General features: G+C 36.1%; 10 protein-coding genes. 4 read left to right on the top strand and 6 right to left on the bottom strand.

Annotated features, from left to right (window positions below; all coding sequences use genetic code 11):
• Positions 1 to 212: 212 nt before the first annotated feature.
• Entirely contained in the window at positions 213 to 1,928 is a 1,716-nt protein-coding gene (locus tag ORI89_RS03305; protein WP_268229002.1) for a M64 family metallopeptidase, read from the bottom strand.
• A gap of 620 nt (positions 1,929 to 2,548) precedes the next feature.
• Between ORI89_RS03305 and ORI89_RS03300 the strand changes: the two genes are divergently transcribed.
• Positions 2,549 to 5,677: a SusC/RagA family TonB-linked outer membrane protein gene (locus tag ORI89_RS03300; RefSeq protein ID WP_268229001.1), complete on the top strand. Its 3,129-nt coding sequence runs from the start codon at positions 2,549 to 2,551 to the stop codon at positions 5,675 to 5,677.
• Positions 5,678 to 5,687: 10 nt separating this feature from the next.
• A complete protein-coding gene (locus tag ORI89_RS03295; protein WP_268229000.1) occupies positions 5,688 to 7,193 on the top strand; it encodes a RagB/SusD family nutrient uptake outer membrane protein in 1,506 nt (501 codons plus the stop codon).
• 67 nt (positions 7,194 to 7,260) lie between these two features.
• Here ORI89_RS03295 and ORI89_RS03290 read toward each other — a convergent pair whose 3' ends face one another.
• The 5 genes from ORI89_RS03290 to ORI89_RS03270 form a co-directional block, all read right to left on the bottom strand.
• Positions 7,261 to 9,102 carry a RagB/SusD family nutrient uptake outer membrane protein gene (locus tag ORI89_RS03290; RefSeq protein ID WP_268228999.1) on the bottom strand — a complete coding sequence of 614 codons (1,842 nt, stop codon included), beginning with the start codon at positions 9,100 to 9,102 and terminating at the stop codon, positions 7,261 to 7,263.
• A gap of 16 nt (positions 9,103 to 9,118) precedes the next feature.
• The gene (locus ORI89_RS03285; RefSeq protein ID WP_268228998.1) at positions 9,119 to 12,562 is read right to left on the bottom strand and encodes a TonB-dependent receptor; all 3,444 of its coding nucleotides are present in this window, start codon (positions 12,560 to 12,562) and stop codon (positions 9,119 to 9,121) included.
• Between the two features lie 231 nt (positions 12,563 to 12,793).
• Positions 12,794 to 14,326, bottom strand: coding sequence for a sulfatase family protein (locus ORI89_RS03280; protein WP_268228997.1), 1,533 nt, complete (start codon positions 14,324 to 14,326; stop codon positions 12,794 to 12,796).
• Positions 14,323 to 15,330 (bottom strand): FecR family protein, encoded by a 1,008-nt coding sequence (locus tag ORI89_RS03275; RefSeq protein ID WP_268228996.1) that lies wholly within the window; start codon positions 15,328 to 15,330, stop codon positions 14,323 to 14,325. The genes ORI89_RS03280 and ORI89_RS03275 overlap by 4 nt, the downstream gene beginning before the upstream one ends.
• Before the next feature lie 65 nt (positions 15,331 to 15,395).
• Complete coding sequence (locus ORI89_RS03270; RefSeq protein WP_268228995.1) at positions 15,396 to 15,959, bottom strand: RNA polymerase sigma factor; 564 nt, start codon at positions 15,957 to 15,959, stop codon at positions 15,396 to 15,398.
• A gap of 301 nt (positions 15,960 to 16,260) precedes the next feature.
• On the opposite strand from ORI89_RS03270, the gene ORI89_RS03265 reads away from it, so the two are divergent.
• Positions 16,261 to 17,061, top strand: a complete 801-nt coding sequence (locus ORI89_RS03265) for a DUF3575 domain-containing protein (RefSeq protein ID WP_268228994.1) — start codon at positions 16,261 to 16,263, stop codon at positions 17,059 to 17,061.
• Positions 17,062 to 17,605: 544 nt separating this feature from the next.
• Positions 17,606 to 19,972, top strand: a complete 2,367-nt coding sequence (locus ORI89_RS03260) for an ABC transporter permease (RefSeq protein WP_268228993.1) — start codon at positions 17,606 to 17,608, stop codon at positions 19,970 to 19,972.
• Positions 19,973 to 19,997 lie beyond the last annotated feature (25 nt).

Genomic DNA, 19,997 nt, shown 5'->3' with positions numbered 1-19,997 from the left:
TTGATCTTCTTTTGAATTGAATTTTGAGCTCAACCATATTTATATTTAATTATTAGAGCGGGTATATTTTTTTAATACGTACTATTATAAACTATTTAACAGTATGTAAAAGCTACTATTTGCCTATTTAAAAAAAACGAAAGGGGCAATTTTGCAATGGCCCCTTATTATTTTATATTTAAAGATATTCCTTGAAAGGGAGATATTGTAGCTTAGTGTATCTTTACTTCTTGTTTTTCACTTACACATGTTGTTTCTTTATTTACTTTTTGTAAATATACTTTGGTGATTTCCATATCCGCACCTATTATCAGTTCTCCATTCGTATTATCTGTTCTTAAGTAATTAGACTGTTCTACACCCTTATTGAATATTTGTTTATCATTCGCATCAAACCATAAATAGTTATATCGTTCATCTAAAGGATCGGTGATTTTTAGTATAACCTCATTTTTAGTTTTGGTAACTTTAATTTTATAATCCATTTTTATTTCAGGCAATACTTTTACTAGGATTGCCGTGCGTTTTGAGTGTTTATTTCCAAAAGCGGCTTCGACAAAATACTTTTTATCTGCTTTTAATTTTGGCGTTACCCAATTGTTCGTTGTGGCGATGGTATTTTCAGAGTTGGCCGAATCATACCATGTATATTGAACACCTGCTTGTGGGTTTTTAATTGACAAAGCTTGATAGCCATTGTAACATGTCTCTAGTGTGTCGCCCCAAGTAGATATAGGGGCAGTTAGTTCCTGTTCATTGGGTGAATTAATCGTCCAGTTATTTTCATACAAGCGCTTTAAATATTCCGGATTTCTTATTAGGTCGGTTGTGTCCCGTACAACTGCTTTTAATGAATTGATCCCCTCCATATAGCTCCCTTTATTTATATAAACAGAGTCTAGATTTTGGGCTATAAGTTCATCGTTTAAAAACCATTCTATTTTGTAACTGTTTGGTGTTGGTTTCGCAAGCTTTAAAACAAATTTATCATTTAATTTATTTAGGGTTAGGGTGTCCGTGTTAGGCAGGCTGTTTAATATGGGGTTTGTTTTGCTATGAATAGTTTCTACAATTGCTTCTTGGCATACACTACAGAAAGGTGCTACTAGATATTGCATTTTACAAAACTCATGTGGTCTGAACCAATTTGCTTTCGACCCCTTGCCACCGTAGGCATATACGCCTATACCGTTTGTGCCAACCCAATGCTTCCATGAAACTTTTTCGGGATCAGCTTCTTGCGTTCTGTTGGGACCTTCTACCGCATACATGTTTCCAGCCCAATATTCATCGGCAAGGTTAGTGAAGGAGTGCCCAATTTCGTGTATAGCAATATCATTACTGGCAATATTGACGGTTGCTGTTGCAAATTCACCTCCTGATCCTCCATAGTAAGGCGAGTTGACTAGGACAACTACTTGAGAGTAATTGGGGGTGTGACTTTTTAATACTTCTCTAATTTTTTCTTGGTGTTGAGGTACAACAAGTCTGTGTATACCATAATGGTCAAAACTACTACCAAAAATAGTGTTTGGATTTGTTTTTGGTACAATAATAGGTTTCGGAAATTCATTAAAACGAGGAGAAAGAGCTGTCTGCTCATACTCTGTTTCCGGACAATCATCCCCTGTAGAGTTATGTATAGCACCAGATTCTTCAGATATTGTTTTTATAGCGAATACATTAAAAAGATTAGCATACTGCGCAAAAGGTTCTGTTTTAAAAAAATAATGAGTAAATCTTTTAGTGTCCTCTGTGAAGTATTCGAGCTCATCTTTAGTATAGCCATCACCTAAAATCACTAAGTTAATAACATTTTTATCTGTTCCCTGATATTGTAAGGTGTCGACTTGAAATTGTTTCTCTTGTGCAAATCCATTACTAAAGAGCAAGATGATTAGTCCTATTATATTTATTATTGACTTCATATATGTGTGATTATTCTTATGTGTTTTATATAAATTAAGCTCATGAAAACATTGTACTTATTTCATAAGTGCATAATTTCGGTTCGGTTCGTTTTTTTAAGTGTTTATATAGTATCTAAATTTAACTATATACTTCTTTCACTGAATTTTTCCATTTTTCTATGTTTTTATTCCTGTTGGGGTATTTTATCCTGCTAGATGGTATACCAAACAGTCATATTTAAGACAGAAGACTTATTTATTTTACGGCAATTCAAATATATTAGAGTACTTAAGTAAAAAACAAACATATTATGCCGCAAATTAAACTTTTTTTGTTCTTTTGTATAGCGCGCATAACGAGATAAGGTTGTTTGTTAAACTGATTTTGTTTAATGTTTAGCAAATATTGCTCTTTGTGTGGTAGCATTATTATAAACTATATTTTAGTTCGATAATAACTGCGTTTTTTCGTTAACGTTTTTGTGAATTGCCAAAAGTATTTAGACTTTTTGTTGAAATTATTAGGGGTAAGATAAACCTACCTAAATTATTTATCAACGGTGGACGCTTATGACGTCTAAAACTTACGTGAAATATATTTTAAAAAGTAAAATTTAAATTAACTAACATAAGTCATTATGAATAAAAGACTACTAACATGCGTAGTTTTATCCTTGTGGGCTGGAAGTCAAGTTTTCGGACAGTCGAAAACTCTTACCGGACAGATTACAGATAAGACAAATGATGCGCCTATCAGTGGTGTAACAATTAAAAATAGTTCGCAAAACTTGTCTACTCAAACAGATAGTAACGGATATTTTAGTATTGCTGCAAATTTAGGCGATCAGATTGAGACTTCATTTGTAGGGTATACCTACCAATTTGTAAAATGGGACGGAATATCGAAGCTTACTTTGGCTTTGGAAAAGGCCGACGAGCAGCTTGATGAGGTTATTGTTACGGGGTATGGAAATACCAATAAAAAAGCTTTTATAGGTTCGGCGGCGGTAATCGACCGGGATAAGATAAAAGATCTGCAGGCCACAAGCGTTTCCGATGTGCTGCAAGGGAATGCCAGTGGTGTTTTAGCAATCGGAAACACAGGACAGCCTGGCGAGAATTCGACGATCAGAATACGTGGAATAGGGTCTTATAATGCGAGCAGCGACCCGTTAATACTTTTGGACGGAGCTCCCTATGATGGGAGTTTGAACAGCATCAATCCAGCAGATATTGAATCTATGACGGTTTTAAAAGATGCTTCTTCTACTTCTATTTATGGATCTAGAGCTGCAAACGGTATTATTAATATTGTGAGCCGAAAGGGAAAAGGAAAGCCACGCGTAGATTTTAATATGCTTACGGGCGTTTCGTCACGGGCGGTAAAGGAATACAAAACTGTAGATGAACGTCAATATTATGAGTTGACCTGGCTGGCTTTTCGTAACGATGCGATAGCTAATAATATGTTGTTACAATCTCATCAGGTTAATAGTGTAGAAGAGTATGCGACTCAAAAAACTATGTCAAGTTTAGTATACAATCCTTTCGATATTGCACAACCCTTTGATGATAACGGGAATATTCTTCCTGAAGCAAAGTTGCGATGGAAAGAAAGTTGGATGGATGAGATGGTGCGAAATGGTATCAGGCAGGACATTAATGTAAGTATTTCGGGCTCTGATAGTGAAGGTAAAACAAATTATTTTATTGGCGGCGGCTATTTGAAGGACGAAGGCATTATTAAGGAATCTAATTTTGTCCGTTATACGGGTAGGGTTAACCTTAATTCGCATATCACAGACTGGTTTGAAGTTGGTGTGAATTCGAATTTTACCCGATCTGATCAAAACTTTCCATCACAAGGGACTGCGTATGCCTCTGACGCAATGTATTTTGCGCGTGGTATAGCTCCTATTTATCCAGTTCATTTGGTTGATTTTTCGACAGGTGAATTTATAAAAGACGTTAACGGCAATTTGATATATGATTTTGGAAATAATACTGCCGTAACTGGTGAACTGCGGGATACAAGGTTTAGAAGAACTTTTGGTGAAGGACAGAACGTTGCAGCAACAAGTACCCTAAACCCGATTACAAATGCAAAAACCACAGCAGGCGGACTTGTATTTGCAAATCTTAAGTTACATAGAACTTTACAGTTTAGAACGTTATATAATATGACGTATAATTCCGCACATGCAGACCAGTTTTGGAACCCCTTTTATGGGGACGGAACAACAAGCAACGGGTACTCATATCGTGGTATAACCAATTTATTGACACAGACTTTTACAAATACCTTCACTTATGACAATACATTTGCTGATATTCATCATTTGAATGTTGTTGCAGGGATGGAGTCTTATAAAACAAAGTCTCAATTCTTGTCTGGTGAACGGACTGGCTACACATTTAGTTTTCCAACTGAACTTGACTACGGTACCACGCAGTCTTCTAGAGGTAATACAAATGAAAACCGCTTAGAAAGCTATTTTGCACGCTTGAGCTATGATTTTGGTGAGAAATATCACTTTACAGGATCTCTACGTAGAGACGGTTCGTCTCGTTTCCATAAAGATCACCGCTGGGGGACATTCTATGCAGTAGGTGCGTCGTGGAATTTAGATAAAGAAGACTTTTTAGGAGACGTGACTTATTTGTCCATGTTGAAGCCAAAAATTAGTTATGGTACTTCCGGAAATCAGGCATTATCAGGTAGCTTCCCATATTTAGGCACCTATTCTGCAGGTTCTAATATAGGAGGAGAAAGCGGTGTTATTATTAATACACTTGCGAATGACCTACTATCATGGGAAAAAACAAGTCAAATAGATGTTGGGATTGACTATGGCTTTTTAAACGATCGCATAACCGGTTCATTAACGTATTTTGACAGGCGGTCTAATAATCTTTTATTTGATCGTCCTATGCCTCCATCTTCAGGAATAGGTTTTATAGCAGATAATATCGGTGGTGTGAAAAATTACGGTATTGAGTTTGATGTCACTACGGTTAATATTCGTCGACCAAACTTGACTTGGACGACAAGTTTTAATATTACGAAGCTGAATAATAAAATTACTGAAGTTGCTTTAGGTACGAATCAAGTTCTTGGTAAAAGTTGGTACAGCTATTATATAAAAGACTATGCGGGGATGGACGTAACGGATGGAAGTCCGATGTGGTATAAGGATGACGAGGATGGTAATAGAGTAACTACAAAAGATTATAGTGATGCTAAACTTTATTTTCTTGGTAATAGGTTGCAGGATTATACAGGTGGTGTAAGTTCATCTTTAAAGTATAAAAACTTTGATTTTTCCATTTTGGCATCTTTTGGTATAGGAGGGGATTTCTACGACGGTAATTACCAGTCTTTAATGGGCGGTATAAGTGGAAAGGGAAATAATGCTTCAGTAGACCTTTTAAAGAGTTGGATGGATACTGACAACAGAGGAGATGGGGAGAAACCGCTTTTAAAGACAGAAGAAAGTTATGCAAATAGTTCATCAACACGTTTTTTATACGATCATACTTTTGTTCGTGTAAGAAATATTACCGTTGGTTACAATTTTAGTCCGGACTTATTGTCCAGAATTAAAATGAGAGCCGCTCGGGTTTATTTCAGCGCTCAAAATCCGTTTACTTTTTTCCCCAATGCACCTCGGGGGGCAGATCCTGATTCTGGACTAAATGCCCAGGCATTAAACCATAACACTACAGCTAATAAGTTTATTTCTTTTGGTATTAACCTTGGAATTTAAATCAATAAACATGAATAGACTACATTTATTAAAGTATATAGCATTTAGTATTGTCTTGTTTTCGAGCTCTTGTAGCAAGGACTTTTTAGACTCACCAACTCCGAAAAATGGTGATTTAACAGATAATATTATTTTTTCTACAAAATCAGGAGCACGGAGTGCGTTAACGGGGATTTATTGGATTCTTCGTAGTGAGAACATGAATGGCTACGGAAGTAAAGGTGCAGGGGCACTGACAAATAGAGGTTTACAAACCACAATGTTTCATTTTGAAATGAAAGGGAACGATCTTCTGGACGTTCATGGAGGTACGTATTGGTTTGGAAATGAGTCCACTTGGATTGAAGGATATTATAATCGGGATGCCGATGGTTCGCGTACTCCGCAGATTTGGGATATGTTTTATGCTGTAATTAATAATGCAAACGCAATTATTAAATATACACCAGCAATAAGTGATGCGAGTGAAGAAGAGAAAAATCAATTTATTGCGGAGGCTAAGGCTTTGCGGGCCTATAGTTATTTTTGGTTAGCACGGGTTTATCAGAAATCTTATAGTGTTAATCCAGAACTTCCCGCTGTACCTATTTATCTGGAGCCAACAAATAAGGAAACAGTTGGTAACCCACGCGCTTCATTAAAAGATGTATATGCGCAGATTCGGGAGGATATTGATTTTGCTGTAGCTAATTTAACAGCTAGTAGGTCTGAAAAGTATGAGATTAATAAGAATGTAGCTCAAGCTATGGCCGCTATGATTTATCAAGAGCTGGCTATGCAAGATAAGACATTATGGGATAAAGTTATTGAACATGCTCAAGCTGCTGTAAATGGCTACCCATTGATGAATAATGCGCAATATAAACAGGGGTTCAATACCATTAGCAACACGGAATGGATATGGGGATTGCCGGTTCCTAACGATCAGTCGTTGACTTTTTATTCAATATATTCATATATAGATCAGGCGAACGGATATTATAAGAATATATATGCTACATCTGAGCTATACAATTTGTATTCAGCAACAGATGAACGGAGGACCCTATTAGTTGACCCTGGCTATGGGCCATCTCTGCCTTTATATCAGAATTATACGAATAAGTTTAAGTCAAGAACGGCTGGGTTAATGGAAGGCGATATAATTCTTATACGTTCGGCGCAACTACTGCTTATAGAAGCTGAGGCTTATGTGCATAAAAATGAGATCCAGAAAGCTGTTGATAAGCTTTATGAACTTCAAAAACTGAGAGATCCTGGAGCTGTTAAATTGTCAAATACGCTATCAAAAGATGAGCTACTTAATGTGATCATCAAAGAAAGAAGAAAGGAGCTTTACGGTGAGAATGGCGGTGTTTATTTTGATTATAAGCGTTTGCAGAAAACATTTAAAAGAACAGGTAATCATTCGCATTTAGTAACCATTGAACCAGATGATAGACGTTGGTTAATGCGTGTACCTCAAAAAGAGTTGGATGCTAATCCGATGATCAATGATGCGGATCAAAACCCGTAGTATCAGGTTGTAACTGATAAAACCCCCTTGTAATTTTTATGTAAGGGGGTTTTAGTATTTTAATAAATCACCATCCTGGATTTTGTACTAATGCTTTAGATTTTTGCATTTCGGAAAAAGGAATGGGATAGAGATATTGTTTTGTTTCAAAGACTCTTGTTTCGAATTTTTCTCTGCTGAAAAAATTACTATAATCTCCCGCCATATTCATTCCGTGAAAATCTCCACCTTGTCGACCAGTATTCTCTTCGGCTATCATCCATCTTCGTACGTCAAAATAACGTTGTCCTTCTGTTGCTAGTTCAATTCGACTTTCACGACGTATAGCATTTCTTTGTAGTTCTTGATTTCCCACAATACTAGGATTAAGGCTTTCTAAGGTTGGTAAACCAGCCCTCTCTCTAATCAGATTAAGGTACTTTAATACATGATGGTGCGTTGGATCTGTTTCATTTAAGGCTTCTGCATAAAGTAAATAAAACTCTCCTAGTCTAAAGATAATAGACGGTCTAAAAACGTTTGATACTCCTGGATTTGTTTTGTGAACTCTTCTATTAAATCGTTTATATAGTAAATATCCATTTGGCGTATGCTGTCCAGATCTATCATTTGAAGAACCCATATGGAATTGAATTTCTCTATTTGATATATGCCATTTGCGGCCTGCGAAAAACACAGTATTATAGAATCTGGGTTCTCTATTTATCCACATATTAAATATTGATGAGCCTTCATATTCTGTAAAGCCAGCCTCTTTATATAGTGGCGAGCTGGGAAGGAAATCTTCTTTTTTAATAGGTAGGCCGTCATTCATGTAAAAATCGTCCACAAGTTCTTGTACTACAGCTGTACTACCTAGCCCGTTTGGTTCGCTTCTAGGTGTTGCTCTTCGTTCAAACCTGTCCCCATCCATTCCCGACCAGCCTTGTTGAGCTGTTGTCCATATGAGCTCTTCATTATATTTTTGAAAAAGCTCATAAATCGATGTCTCAGCATCAATTTGCCCATTTTTGTACACCTTATATAAATTATATCTTCCTTCGGCGTAATCGATCAGCTCTTTAAGTGATTGCACTGCTTTTTCCCATTTGTTAAGGTCTTCCTGTGGGAATAGTTTTTTACCATCATGATTTACGAGGGCGAGAGCATCTTTAAATTTGCCATTAAATAGCGGCGATGCGGCATACATCCATAATTTTGAACGTACCGCTAAGGCGACGCCTTTATAGGGTAAAGCTTTATAATTATCATCGGCATAGGGTTCCGGCTCTAGATTATTAATTGATTTTTCTAGCTCTGTGTCAATGTATTCTACAACTTCATCGATACTACTTCTGGGGATGTCTATATCTTCTGTATCATTATATGAACGATTCATGATAATGATGGGACCATATTGTTCAAATAGTAAATAATGGTAGTAAGCCCTCATAAATGTTACGTTGGCAACCATTTTATCCAGTTCTTCTTGGTTTAGTTGTTCTGCATCGGTTCCGGATGGGGGGATGACTTTTGCATTTTCTAAAAATAGGTTTGACTGACGGATTAATGTATATAAAGTTGTCCATCTATGGAAGCCCATATTACTTGAGTTTTTGGGAGAAATTGTATATCTCGCATTATCGCCATATTGTGTGCTTATTTCATCTGTCATGCCTGTCCAAGGGTTGTGCAGTCCTGTTTGTCCTCCGCCATCCCAATCTGCACGTACCATGTTAGAATAATCAGGTATTCCGGTGAAGATATTGCCATAAAATCTTTTGGTGTAACTTGGGCTCTCAAATATTTGAGATATTGAAGTTAAGCCTCCTGCTAGTTCATCGGATACATCTAAATAATTTTTCTGGCAGGAAGTTATTCCCGTTATCACTAGTGATAGCACAATGTATTTATAAATTTTGTATTTCATTTTTGTAAGTTCAGTATTAAAAGCTAAGTTCTAGGCCAAATGTAAATGATCGAGAAAGAGGATAATTTGCTCCAGAGTTTCCATTACCTGTTTCAGGGTCCCAAAACTTAATGGAATCCCAAACAGCTAAGTTATGCCCCATTAGGTATATTCTACTTGTGCCGATACCGTGTTTTTCTAAAAATGTTTTTGGTATATTATATCCTATTTCAAAATTTTTAAATCTTAAGAAGTTTCCACTTCTTGTCCACCATGTGCTTTGTACATTGTTGTTGGCCGCATTGACATTTGATGAGTGGATTCTGGGCATGAATACATTTTGAGAAGGGTTTTCCTCTGTCCACCTGTCTAATGCAAAAGATCTAAAGTTTGATTGGTCAACACCCCATGCAAAAGGGAACCATCCTGCTGGTAGATCACCTCCTAGTACTACTGTCGAGTTAGCTACTCCTTGGAAGAAAGCACTGATGTATACTCCTTTGTATTCTAAATTTACTCCAAATCCGTATACTATTTCTGGGTTGTAAGGATGTCCTACTCCTCTTTTTCGGTCGAAAGCATCGATAACTCCATCGCCGTTTAAATCTTTGTATTTAATGTCTCCTGGACCAATTATGCCGCCAAGTGTGGGTGTAGGTATTCCTTCTTTTAAGGTATAAGATTTAGCCCCGTTAGTATTGGTTATTTGGTAAAAGTCTTCTTCTGTATATAATCTTTCTGCAATATAGAGTGTGTTTTCATTTACTCTTGTACCTGTTACAGACATCCAAGGATGTGGCTGCGGCAATTCATCATATTCTAATATTTTATTTTTCGCCAGTGTAAAAGTTCCTCTAGTTCCTATTGCGATTTGACCAATTTTATGGTGAGAACTAATACTTCCATCAACGCCCCAGTTTTTTACTCTACCATAATTTTGCCATGGGGATTGTCTAAAACCGCCACTTGCTAGAACGGTACGTCTTTGTAAAAGTATACCTGATCTTTCTGTATTAAAATAATCCACATTGATATCGATGGTATTATTGAATAGAGAAAGGTCGACGCCATAGTTAAATTTATCTTCTATTTCCCAGCCGATATGAGGAGCTTCAAATCTTGCCTCTGTAATTCCATTTCCTAATCCATTACTTGATCCACCACTAGTTATGCCTTGGCTGAAGCCTGGAGCATCCATCTTGAAAGTAGGGCGGTAAAGAAATCTGTCACCTCCTGTATTATCATTTCCGGTTCTCCCAGCAGAAAATCTGAGTTTTAATGTACTTACATATTTTTTCAAGGATTCGGGATAAAAGTTTTCATTTGAAACCTGATAACCTATGCCAACAGCGGGAAATAAACCAAAGCGATGGCCTTTAGCGAAAGTTTCACTACCTGTATAACCAAAATTTCCTTCCATAAAATATTTGTTGTCGAACCCGTAGGTTACTCTACCGACAACTCCTTGTTTTCTTGAAGGTAATGTTTGATTAAAAGCATGTCCCTCTTTCTGCATATATAGTGCCATCGCTCCGAAAGTGTGGTTACCAATGATTCTGCTATAGTTTAAAGAGCTTTCTATATATATTTTTTTATCGGACGATGAGCTTTGTGTGGGATCACTTAAATCTGGACTTCCTGAAAAAGTTCTATCAAATATTAGATTTCCATTTTCATCTCTTCCAGTTGCATAATATCTACTAGGGTTATAATTTCTACGTTGATTATAGTTTCCGTAATAATCGTAGCTTAAATTCCCTCTAAAGAATAACCCTTCTGTTATAAAATCTAATCTTTGATTTAGTTTCACATTTGATTGTATGGATGATCTCCATTCTTTTGCATAACCCGAATGCATAAGCATATTGTACGGGTTCTTCATGTTAGAATCTCTTTCTTTAGGGAAGGTCGAGATTGTTCCGTCACTATATGTTGGTGGAAAAACATAAGGAGGGGTTAAAAGCATTTGTCTGAAGATGGTGCCTGTACCTGTGCCAGGATAATTAGTCATTAGATACTGACCGCTCAGATCTACGCCGACGATTGTAGTTGGTGATACTTCAAGATCAACATTTGAGCGTAAGTTAAAACGTTTTACGCCAATATTAGTGTCATATCTTTTGTCTGGATCATCTTTGAAAATCCCACTTTCGGAGAAGTAAGCCCCAGATACAAAATACTTTGCTTTTTCTGTTCCCCCTCGAACATTTAATGTATATCTGTGATTATCTGTTGTAGAACGCAGTAGTGCATCCATCCAATTGGTATTAGGATATAGGTCATTATCAGCACCGAGGCTATAGTTGTTTATGAGTTCGTCTGAATAAATCGGAGCTTCGCCGTCATTTATTAATGCTTCGTTAAAAAGTGTCAAGTAATCAGCAGATCCAACAAACTTAGGTAGTCTTGTTGGTTTTAAAATACTATGTTCTGTTCGGAATGCTATAACCGGTTTTTGAATTTGTCCTCTTTTAGAAGTAATAATTACTACACCATTGGCTCCTTCAGCCCCATATACTGCTGTGGCTGCTGCATCTTTTAGAACTGTGAAAGATTCAATTTCATCGGGTTCAATGTCATTGATAGTCCTGGGGACACCATCTACTAAGACTAGCGGAGAGTTTCCTCCTGCAAAACTACTAATTCCTCTAATCCAAAACTCCGAATTATCATAACCAGGTTCTCCTGATCGTTGTACGGCAATTAGTCCTGCTACTTGGCCGGCTATGTTATTACTTAGGTTCCTTGTTGGGAATCGTAATGATTCCCCTTTGACGGAGCTAACAGAGCTTACAATACTTTGTTTTTTTTGCTCTCCATAGCCCACGACCACCACTTCGTCGATTTCGGTATCATCAATTGATAGTACAATGCGCATTTCGCGACTGACAGGTCTGTTTAATAGGTCTATGTAACCGATAAATGAAAAGTCTAGTTGTGCTTTATCATTGGCTACTTTTAAACCAAATTCTCCTCTGTCATTTGAGGTTGTGGCATTTGTTGTTCCAGATTCTTTAATAGAAACACCAGGTAAAACATTGCCTATGCTATCAAGGATCACTCCGGCTGCAATAAATTGCTGTTGTTGACTCTTAAGAATAACTGGATAAGGATTATGTTTTTCTTTTATTATAATTATATCGTTTTCTATTGAGTAATCTAATCCATTTTCAGCTAGTAATTTAGTTAATACTTTCTCTATAGAAGTGCTGTTGACATCAATATTTACAGCTTTTACTTTTTTTACTAGGTCTGCGTTGTAAATAATTTGCATTTTAGCTTGTCTTCTTATTTCTTTAATGACACTTTCTAAGGATGCGTTTTTTACGTTAATTGTGATCTGTTGCGCAAAGCTTGCTGAGTAGCCTTGAAAGGCTATGAGACTTAGGATAAGACTCGTTTTTAACTTTTTAGTTGACCATTTTCTTAGCTTATCCCGTAAGTTTAGCCAACTTTTCTTTTTAAAGTAGTGTTCTTTCATGTTGAAAATTTAGGTTGTTGTAAAATGTGTGCATAATTTTTGAAATAGATGTTAGTAATTCAATTTCATTATACATGAGTTAAAAAAGCAGGCTTACCCTAAATAATATTTTAATTTTTTATAAATATGTGTTTGGTTATTTTTTATTTATGATGTATAGTTATAAGAATATCAAAAAAAAGGACCTTTCTAGTATGTGAAAGGCCCTTTTCTTGATAATGTATTTTGTGTTTATCTTATATTTTGAAGTATATTGGCTGCATCTTCATCTTGTAAGTTTTGAACTTCCTTTCTCAATATTTTTTCCATTCTATTTTGGATGTTGCGGTATTTTGCTTTTCCATATACGTTGTTTAATTCGTTAGGGTCAGCTTCTAAGTCGAAAAGTTCCCAACCTTCTACCCGTTTATAAAAACGTATGAGTTTATATCTTCCATCACTAACTCCAAAATGTGGAGAAACAGCATGTTCACCATTTTCATAGTAGTGATAAAACATGCCCTTACGTGTTTTTTTATTATTGTTTTTTAATGTAGGTAAGAATGAAACACCTTGCATATCTTTTGGCTTTTCCACGTTGGCCAATTCTAGTAATGTTGGTGCTATATCTACATTCATTACCATAGCGTTTGTTATTGTATTAGGCTTTATAACTCCAGGAAGCCTAGCTAACATGGGGGTTCTAAAAGATTCTTCATACATAAAGCGTTTATCAAACCAGCCATGTTCGCCCATGTAAAATCCTTGATCTGATAGATAAATCACTATAGTATTGTCTGTGAGGTCATTTTCGTCTAAATAGTTCAACACAGTACCAATATTTCGATCCATGGATTCAGCAGTGTTTAGATAGTCGATCATATATCTTCTATATTTCCATTCAGCTAAAGCTTTGTCGGAAAGATTTGCCATTTCGAGCTTTTCATGGATAGGTTTATAGTAAGCTAAGTATTTATTAAATTGTTGTTCCGTCATTCGTGCGAAATTTCCATCTTTTCTTAGTTCGATAGGATTTTTATACATTTTCAAGTCATAGCCCATTTGCATATCTTTTGCTATGCTCATTTCTTGTTCTTTTGCAGCCTGTCGGCCTTCGTAGGTGTCATAGAATGTCTCAGGCAAACTGATAATAGCATCATCATACTTGCCAAAATCTTTAGGGTCAGGCATCCAGGTTCTATGCGTAGCTTTATGGCCAATTATTAAACAGAAAGGAGCAGTTTTATCTAATGTGTCTAGCCAGCTCGTTGCTTTCTGTGTTACAATGTCGGAAACATAACCTTCTACTCGTTCCCTTGTTCCGTCGGTGTTAATAAAGTCTGGATTAAAGTAATGCCCCTGACCTATTAAAATACTAGAATAGTCAAAACCTTGAGGATTGTTACCTAGATGCTGCTTGCCAATCCATGCTGTTTTATAGCCTGCATTGCGTAGTCTTTTAACAAATAGGTCTTGACTGTGGTCGAAGTTAGAAGTTTCATTATCTTTAAAACCATTTTTATGACTATATTTTCCCGTCAATAAAGTAGCTCTACTCGGCCCGCATATTGAATTTGTGACGTAAGCTTTATTAAAAACCGTTCCTTCCTTTGCTAGCCTATCTATATTTGGAGTTTTTGCAATATGCGAACCATAAGCTCCTATGGTTTGGTATGCATGGTCATCTGAGATTATGATTACGATGTTTTTTTTTGATGTTTGGCCGTACGTAGAGTGCGTGATACTTAGTAATAAGATAAGTGTTAGATTTTTTAAATAATTCATTTGTTTCTCGTAGTGAATTTTAATGATTTGTCTTCAAAATTTATTACGATATTACTTGATTTTTCAATCCAAGCTATTATTTCAGAAAAGGGAACTTTTCTTTGTAAATATAGAGTATATCGTATGTCTGGAACGTTATGTTTTATAAAGTTTATATTGTAATAACGATTTAAATCTTCTAATATATCTTTTAATGGTGCACTGTCATAATAAAAGTAACCTTCTTTCCAGGCAGTGTAGAGTTCGGTGTCTACTTTAGATAATTGTGTATCACCGTTTTTACTGACGGTTGCCTTCATTTCAGGAACTAAGTTTATTGTTCTTGACGTTCCTTTAGGATGAAGTTTTATTTTTCCCTCTATAAGCGTGGTTTCTTCTTTTAAATCGTCATAGGTACGGACATTGAAAGCTGTACCGAGTACTTCTATTTTTTGACTTTTTGTGTGGACTGTGAATGCTTGAGGTTTCCCATGCTTTTCAAGTTTAGCGATTTCAAAATACGCTTCTCCTTCAATATGTACGGTTCTGTTATTCAAAAAATCACCAGTATACGCTATTTTTGTATTAGAATTTAAATAGACAGATGAGCTGTCTTCTAATATTATTTTGTAAAAACCACCTTTATGAACGTTTATGCGTATGCTATCTGTTATTGTAAATTGGTTATCTATTGCTCGGATGATCATCATCCCATCTGACTCTGTAACCTGTATAGGGTAAGCGGACGAGTTGTTGCTAATTTCTGATATTTTTATTGATTTTCCTCCATCTAAATGGAGGTGACCTGCTCTAAAGTCTGCCGTAAGGTGCTTGCCTTTGTCAATTTCTGAGTTATTATTTGCACTTTTGAAATAAAGGTAGTATGGCACTGCTGAAAAAACACATAGTAAGATAGCAGCTTTAATAATCCTGTGAAAAAGTTTAGTTTTTTGTTGACGTTGTATACTTTTTCTCAGTCTTGTATGAATCCGTAAGCCTATTTTTTCTTTTTGAAGTTCATTCATATATTATAGTGTACTTTGTGCACTACTATCCTTTTCTTTACAATTAAAGAGATAAAAAGTGTCTATTACCCTAAAAAAAATGTTAATAATATATATATAGCACTTTTTAATGCTTTTAATACTTTAGAAATGTGATATTCCACAGCTTTTACTGTTAGTCCTAGCTTTTGGGCTATTTCGCTATAGGTCAGATCTTTTTCTCGACTTAAAAAAAATATTTTTTGAGATTTTGAAGGCATCCGGTTAAGTACATGATCTATTTTCGCTGACAACTCTACTGAGTCTAAATGGTCGGTAATGAAATTTGCGCCTATTTCTTTTGGCTCTTCGTCTATGTATGTATATTTTTTTTTGTTTTTTATAATCTTATAACATTCATAACGTATACTTTGTGTTAAGTAAGCTTTTAATGATGTGTGGACTTCAATTTTATTTCTTGAGTTCCAAAAAGTAAGAAAAACGTCATGTACAGTATCTTCTGCTTGATAGTTGTCTTTTAATATAAATAAAGCAGTATCATATAAGCTTTCCCAATATAAAAAGTAAATCTCAGATAATGCTTCCTTGTTTCCTGACTTTAGTTTATTCAGTAATCTTTCTTCTTTTGATTTGTCATATTGAGTGTTCATATAAACTTTGTCTGTAAAACAATAACATAATTTTATCAATGTTATTGAAGGTTTTTTTAAGTCAGTTATAATTACGGTGCTCAAATATACAGTAACGAAGCTATATGTACAATAATTATATCCTATAGCTATTTTATAAATGCATTTTTCGTGTAAAATATTAGTTCTATTTTCTTATAAATTTGAATTGAGTGGGAGATAAGAATACCTAGTATTAGGTATTGTTAACATCGCTTTACGAAATTATTTTTGTATTGGATGTAACATTAAAAAAAATACCTAATATTAAAAACACCTAAATATGAACAAACAATTAATAATCCTCTTTCCGTTGACGTGCTTATTGTTTTTTGCACTAAACAGTGCAGCACAAAGTATTAGTTCTTTACAGGACAACGAGCGTAATATGGTGAAGTTTAATGCGCTTACTTTGCTAGGGGGGAAATTTTCTTTTGAATACGAACGTATGCTTACAGATCGTATTAGCGTGGGAACAGCAATAAGTATACGGCCAAAGAAAGGTTTGCCTTTTAGATCTACTGTTAAAAGTTTGGTTAATGATGAAGAGCTTGAAAGTCTAATAGACGGATTTAAATCGTCTAATTTTTCGATCACTCCGGAGGTTCGTTTTTATACGAGGAATAAAGGGTTTTTTAGGGGCTTTTATGTAGCACCATATATTAAGTATGCCAGCTATACAGCCAATTTACCTTTAGATTTTGATGTTGAATTTGAATATGACGAAGAGAGATATGACTATAAGACAGAGACTATTCCGCTTGAAGGAAATATAACTTCTTTTACGGCAGGAGTTTCTTTTGGTGTTAATTATAAACTGTCTAAAAAAGTGCATTTAGACTGGCGAATTATTGGTCCGGGCTATGGTTTTGCAAAAGGTGATATAACAGGTGAAATGGCTTTGGATAATGACGAGGTGTTGGCTCTGAACGAAGAGCTAGATAGTTTAAAAGAAGATTTGGGAGATTTGCCCTTGGGTATAAAAATTGATTATAAAGTGTCTTCTGAAGGAGCGGAGGTGAAAATAAACCGCAGTCCTTGGGCATCAATTCGCACAGGCTTATCCATAGCTTATAGATTTTAAAATCTATAAGCTAATTGTTTAGCAGCATATTCATTTGGTTTTCTTGTATATATAACGGGGCAAGGAAGTCTTCGGTAGTACCAGCGCTATAGTATAGATAGGGTATAGATAGGGTGATGGAAGTAACTGTGTGGGTAGTGTCTTGGAGGTTCCCGTGATTTGAATCTAAGAAAGGGACGAAGTCAACTCGGTGAGAACACGGACTCAACACGGACTCACTAGCTTTCAGGCGCACTTTGACCGGATAAGGACTCTGTATTATCCCTAGTGCTATAGGTTAGAACTCTCAGACTAAAGATAAGGTTTTTTCTTTAATATTTAAATAACGAAAGAAAAGCTAGTTTCATGTACGCTTATGAACGGGAACTGTCCGTATATGAACACTTTATGCATTGTTGTTTTGTGTAATAATCTCTTTTTTAGGTTCTTGTGGTTTTGGTAGGTTTTTTGAAAAAAGTTATTTAATCTGTTTTTGGATAAATGTTAGAAAACGGGAAAAGAATCAGTGGAGTGAGGTGTTATTAACAAGATTAATGAAATTATCATGGTAAAGCAGTATTTTAAAATTGCTAAACGCAACCTTCTTAAAAATAAACAATATATCATTTTGAACATCGGAGGGTTGGCAATTGGTATGGCAGCGGCGATGCTTATTTTTTTGTGGGTACAAAATGAGAGAAGTTACGATATGTTTCACGTTAAACGTGATCGATTATATATGGCGGGGCTTAATCTGAATTCGAATGGAGAAATTAACACCATGTTAATAACACCAAAACCCATGGCAGCCGCATTGGAAGCAGAGTTTCCTGAAATTGCTAATTCGAGTCGATACTCTGATATGGGGGATGTATTGATGGAGGTGGGAGATAAGTCGATGAAGGGGCAAGGTGCATTTGTTGACTCTGCTTTTTTACAGATGTTTGATCTTTCACTTAAATATGGCGACAAAAATCAAGCGCTACATAAGCCATTAGATATTGTTGTGACGAGATCGTTTGCCAAAAGGTTGTTCGATACGGATGAAGTACTGGGTAAAACTATTCGACTCGACACAAGCCAATTGGCTAATATAACCGGGGTAATGGAAGATATTCCAAATAACTCTAGATTCAAGGAGATGGACTTTTTTATGCCCTGGACTTATATGGAGAAACTTGGGCAGTCGGATGAACACTGGGGAAACAATACAATAACGACTTATATAGAGTTGGCGGAAGGAGCTTCTGCTGATGCTGTAAATGCCAAGATAAAAGACTTTGTTACAAAGCGGAAAAATGGTGATGGAGACACCGAAGTGTTTTTGCATGCATTGCCAGACTGGTGGCTTTATTCAAAATTTGAAAATGGGGTAGCTGTTGGCGGACGAGTTGAAATAGTACAGGCATTTACTTTTATAGCTTGTTTCATTCTGATTATTTCTTGTATTAATTTCATTAATCTAAGTACTGCACGTAGTGAAAAAAGAGCTAAGGAAGTTGGGGTGCGAAAAGTGGCAGGCGCAGCTCGTAGCTCTCTTATAGGGCAGTTTTTATATGAGGCAATTCTGATAGCTTTTCTGAGCGCGGTGTTAGCGCTTATTATTGTTTGGTTTTGTCTGCCACTATTTGGTGAGCTGTTGGATCGTAATATAGTGATTGATTTTGCCTCACCTGTTTTTTGGTTTTCGTTTATTGTTTTTGTATTGATAATAGGCGTGTTGGCTGGAAGTTATCCAGCGTTTTTCTTGTCATCGTTTCAACCGGCGAAAGTGTTAAAAGGAACGTTTAGAAAAGTGAACTCTCTGTATGGTTCAAGGAGAGTATTGGTTATGATTCAATTTACAGTAGCTATTATTTTGATCATATGTACACTTATTGTTCAAAAACAGTTGGAGTATGGCAGGGAGCGTGAGAATGGTTATAACCAGAATAATCTGATTTACGTATTTGAAGAGGGGACTATTGTTAAAAATAAAACATTGATTAAAAATGAGCTGCTAAGTAGTGGGGCTGTCGAGTCAATTACCCGGACGAGTTCCCCCTTGACAGAGAGTTGGAGTAGTAGCTGGGGCTTTGGTTGGGAAGGAAAATCTGTAGATGACAAGACTATATTTGATATGATTTCGGCAGATGACCAATTTGTGCACACTGCGGGATTGAAGCTGGTAGATGGGCGAGATTTTGATTTGGGTAAATATCCTACCGATTCGTTGGGTATACTTCTTAACGAATCTGCGGTTAAAGCGATGGGTTTTACAGATCCGATAGGGAAACGTATCCAGCAACATGGACAGGATTGGCATGTGATAGGGGTATTTGAAGATTTTATATTGAATTCTCCTTTCGAGAAAATTCCTCCCATGGTAGTTTTGGGCGCAAAGGGTTGGTTTAATATTATGCACATTAAGTTTAACCCTTCTGTGAATACGAAAGAGGGATTAAAAGAAACAGAAGCTATCTTCAAACGATACAATCCGCAGTATCCTTTTGAATATACTTTTGTAGATGAAGCTTACGCACAAAAATTTAAAGATACGCAGCGACATGGTGTATTGGCTGGTTTATTTACAGGAGTTTCTATTATTGTGTCTTGCTTGGGACTTTTTGCTTTATCTGCGTATATGGCGGAAAATCGTAAAAAAGAAATCGGTGTGCGCAAAGTATTGGGTGCGTCGGCTTTTTCAGTTGTTAAGTTATTTTCTCGTGAATTTGTTGTGCTAGTGCTTGTCGCATGTATTTTAGCTTTCCCTATCTCTTATTGGCTATCTGATCGTTTCTTCTTACAAATGTACGTCTATCGTATATCTGTAGGGTGGGGTGTTTTCATGCTATCAGGCGTAGGCATATTGTTATTAGCAATTGTAACCGTGAGTAGCCAAGCTATAAAAGCAGCTTTGTCTAATCCAGTTAATTCGCTAAGAGATGAATAGTTGCTTATTGCCAACAAAAGGTTCT

The organism is Sphingobacterium sp. UT-1RO-CII-1, from assembly GCF_026711005.1.
GTDB lineage: Bacteria > Bacteroidota > Bacteroidia > Sphingobacteriales > Sphingobacteriaceae > Sphingobacterium.
Note: the sequence above shows the minus strand (reverse complement) of the source record. Positions and strands in the feature narration are given on the sequence as shown.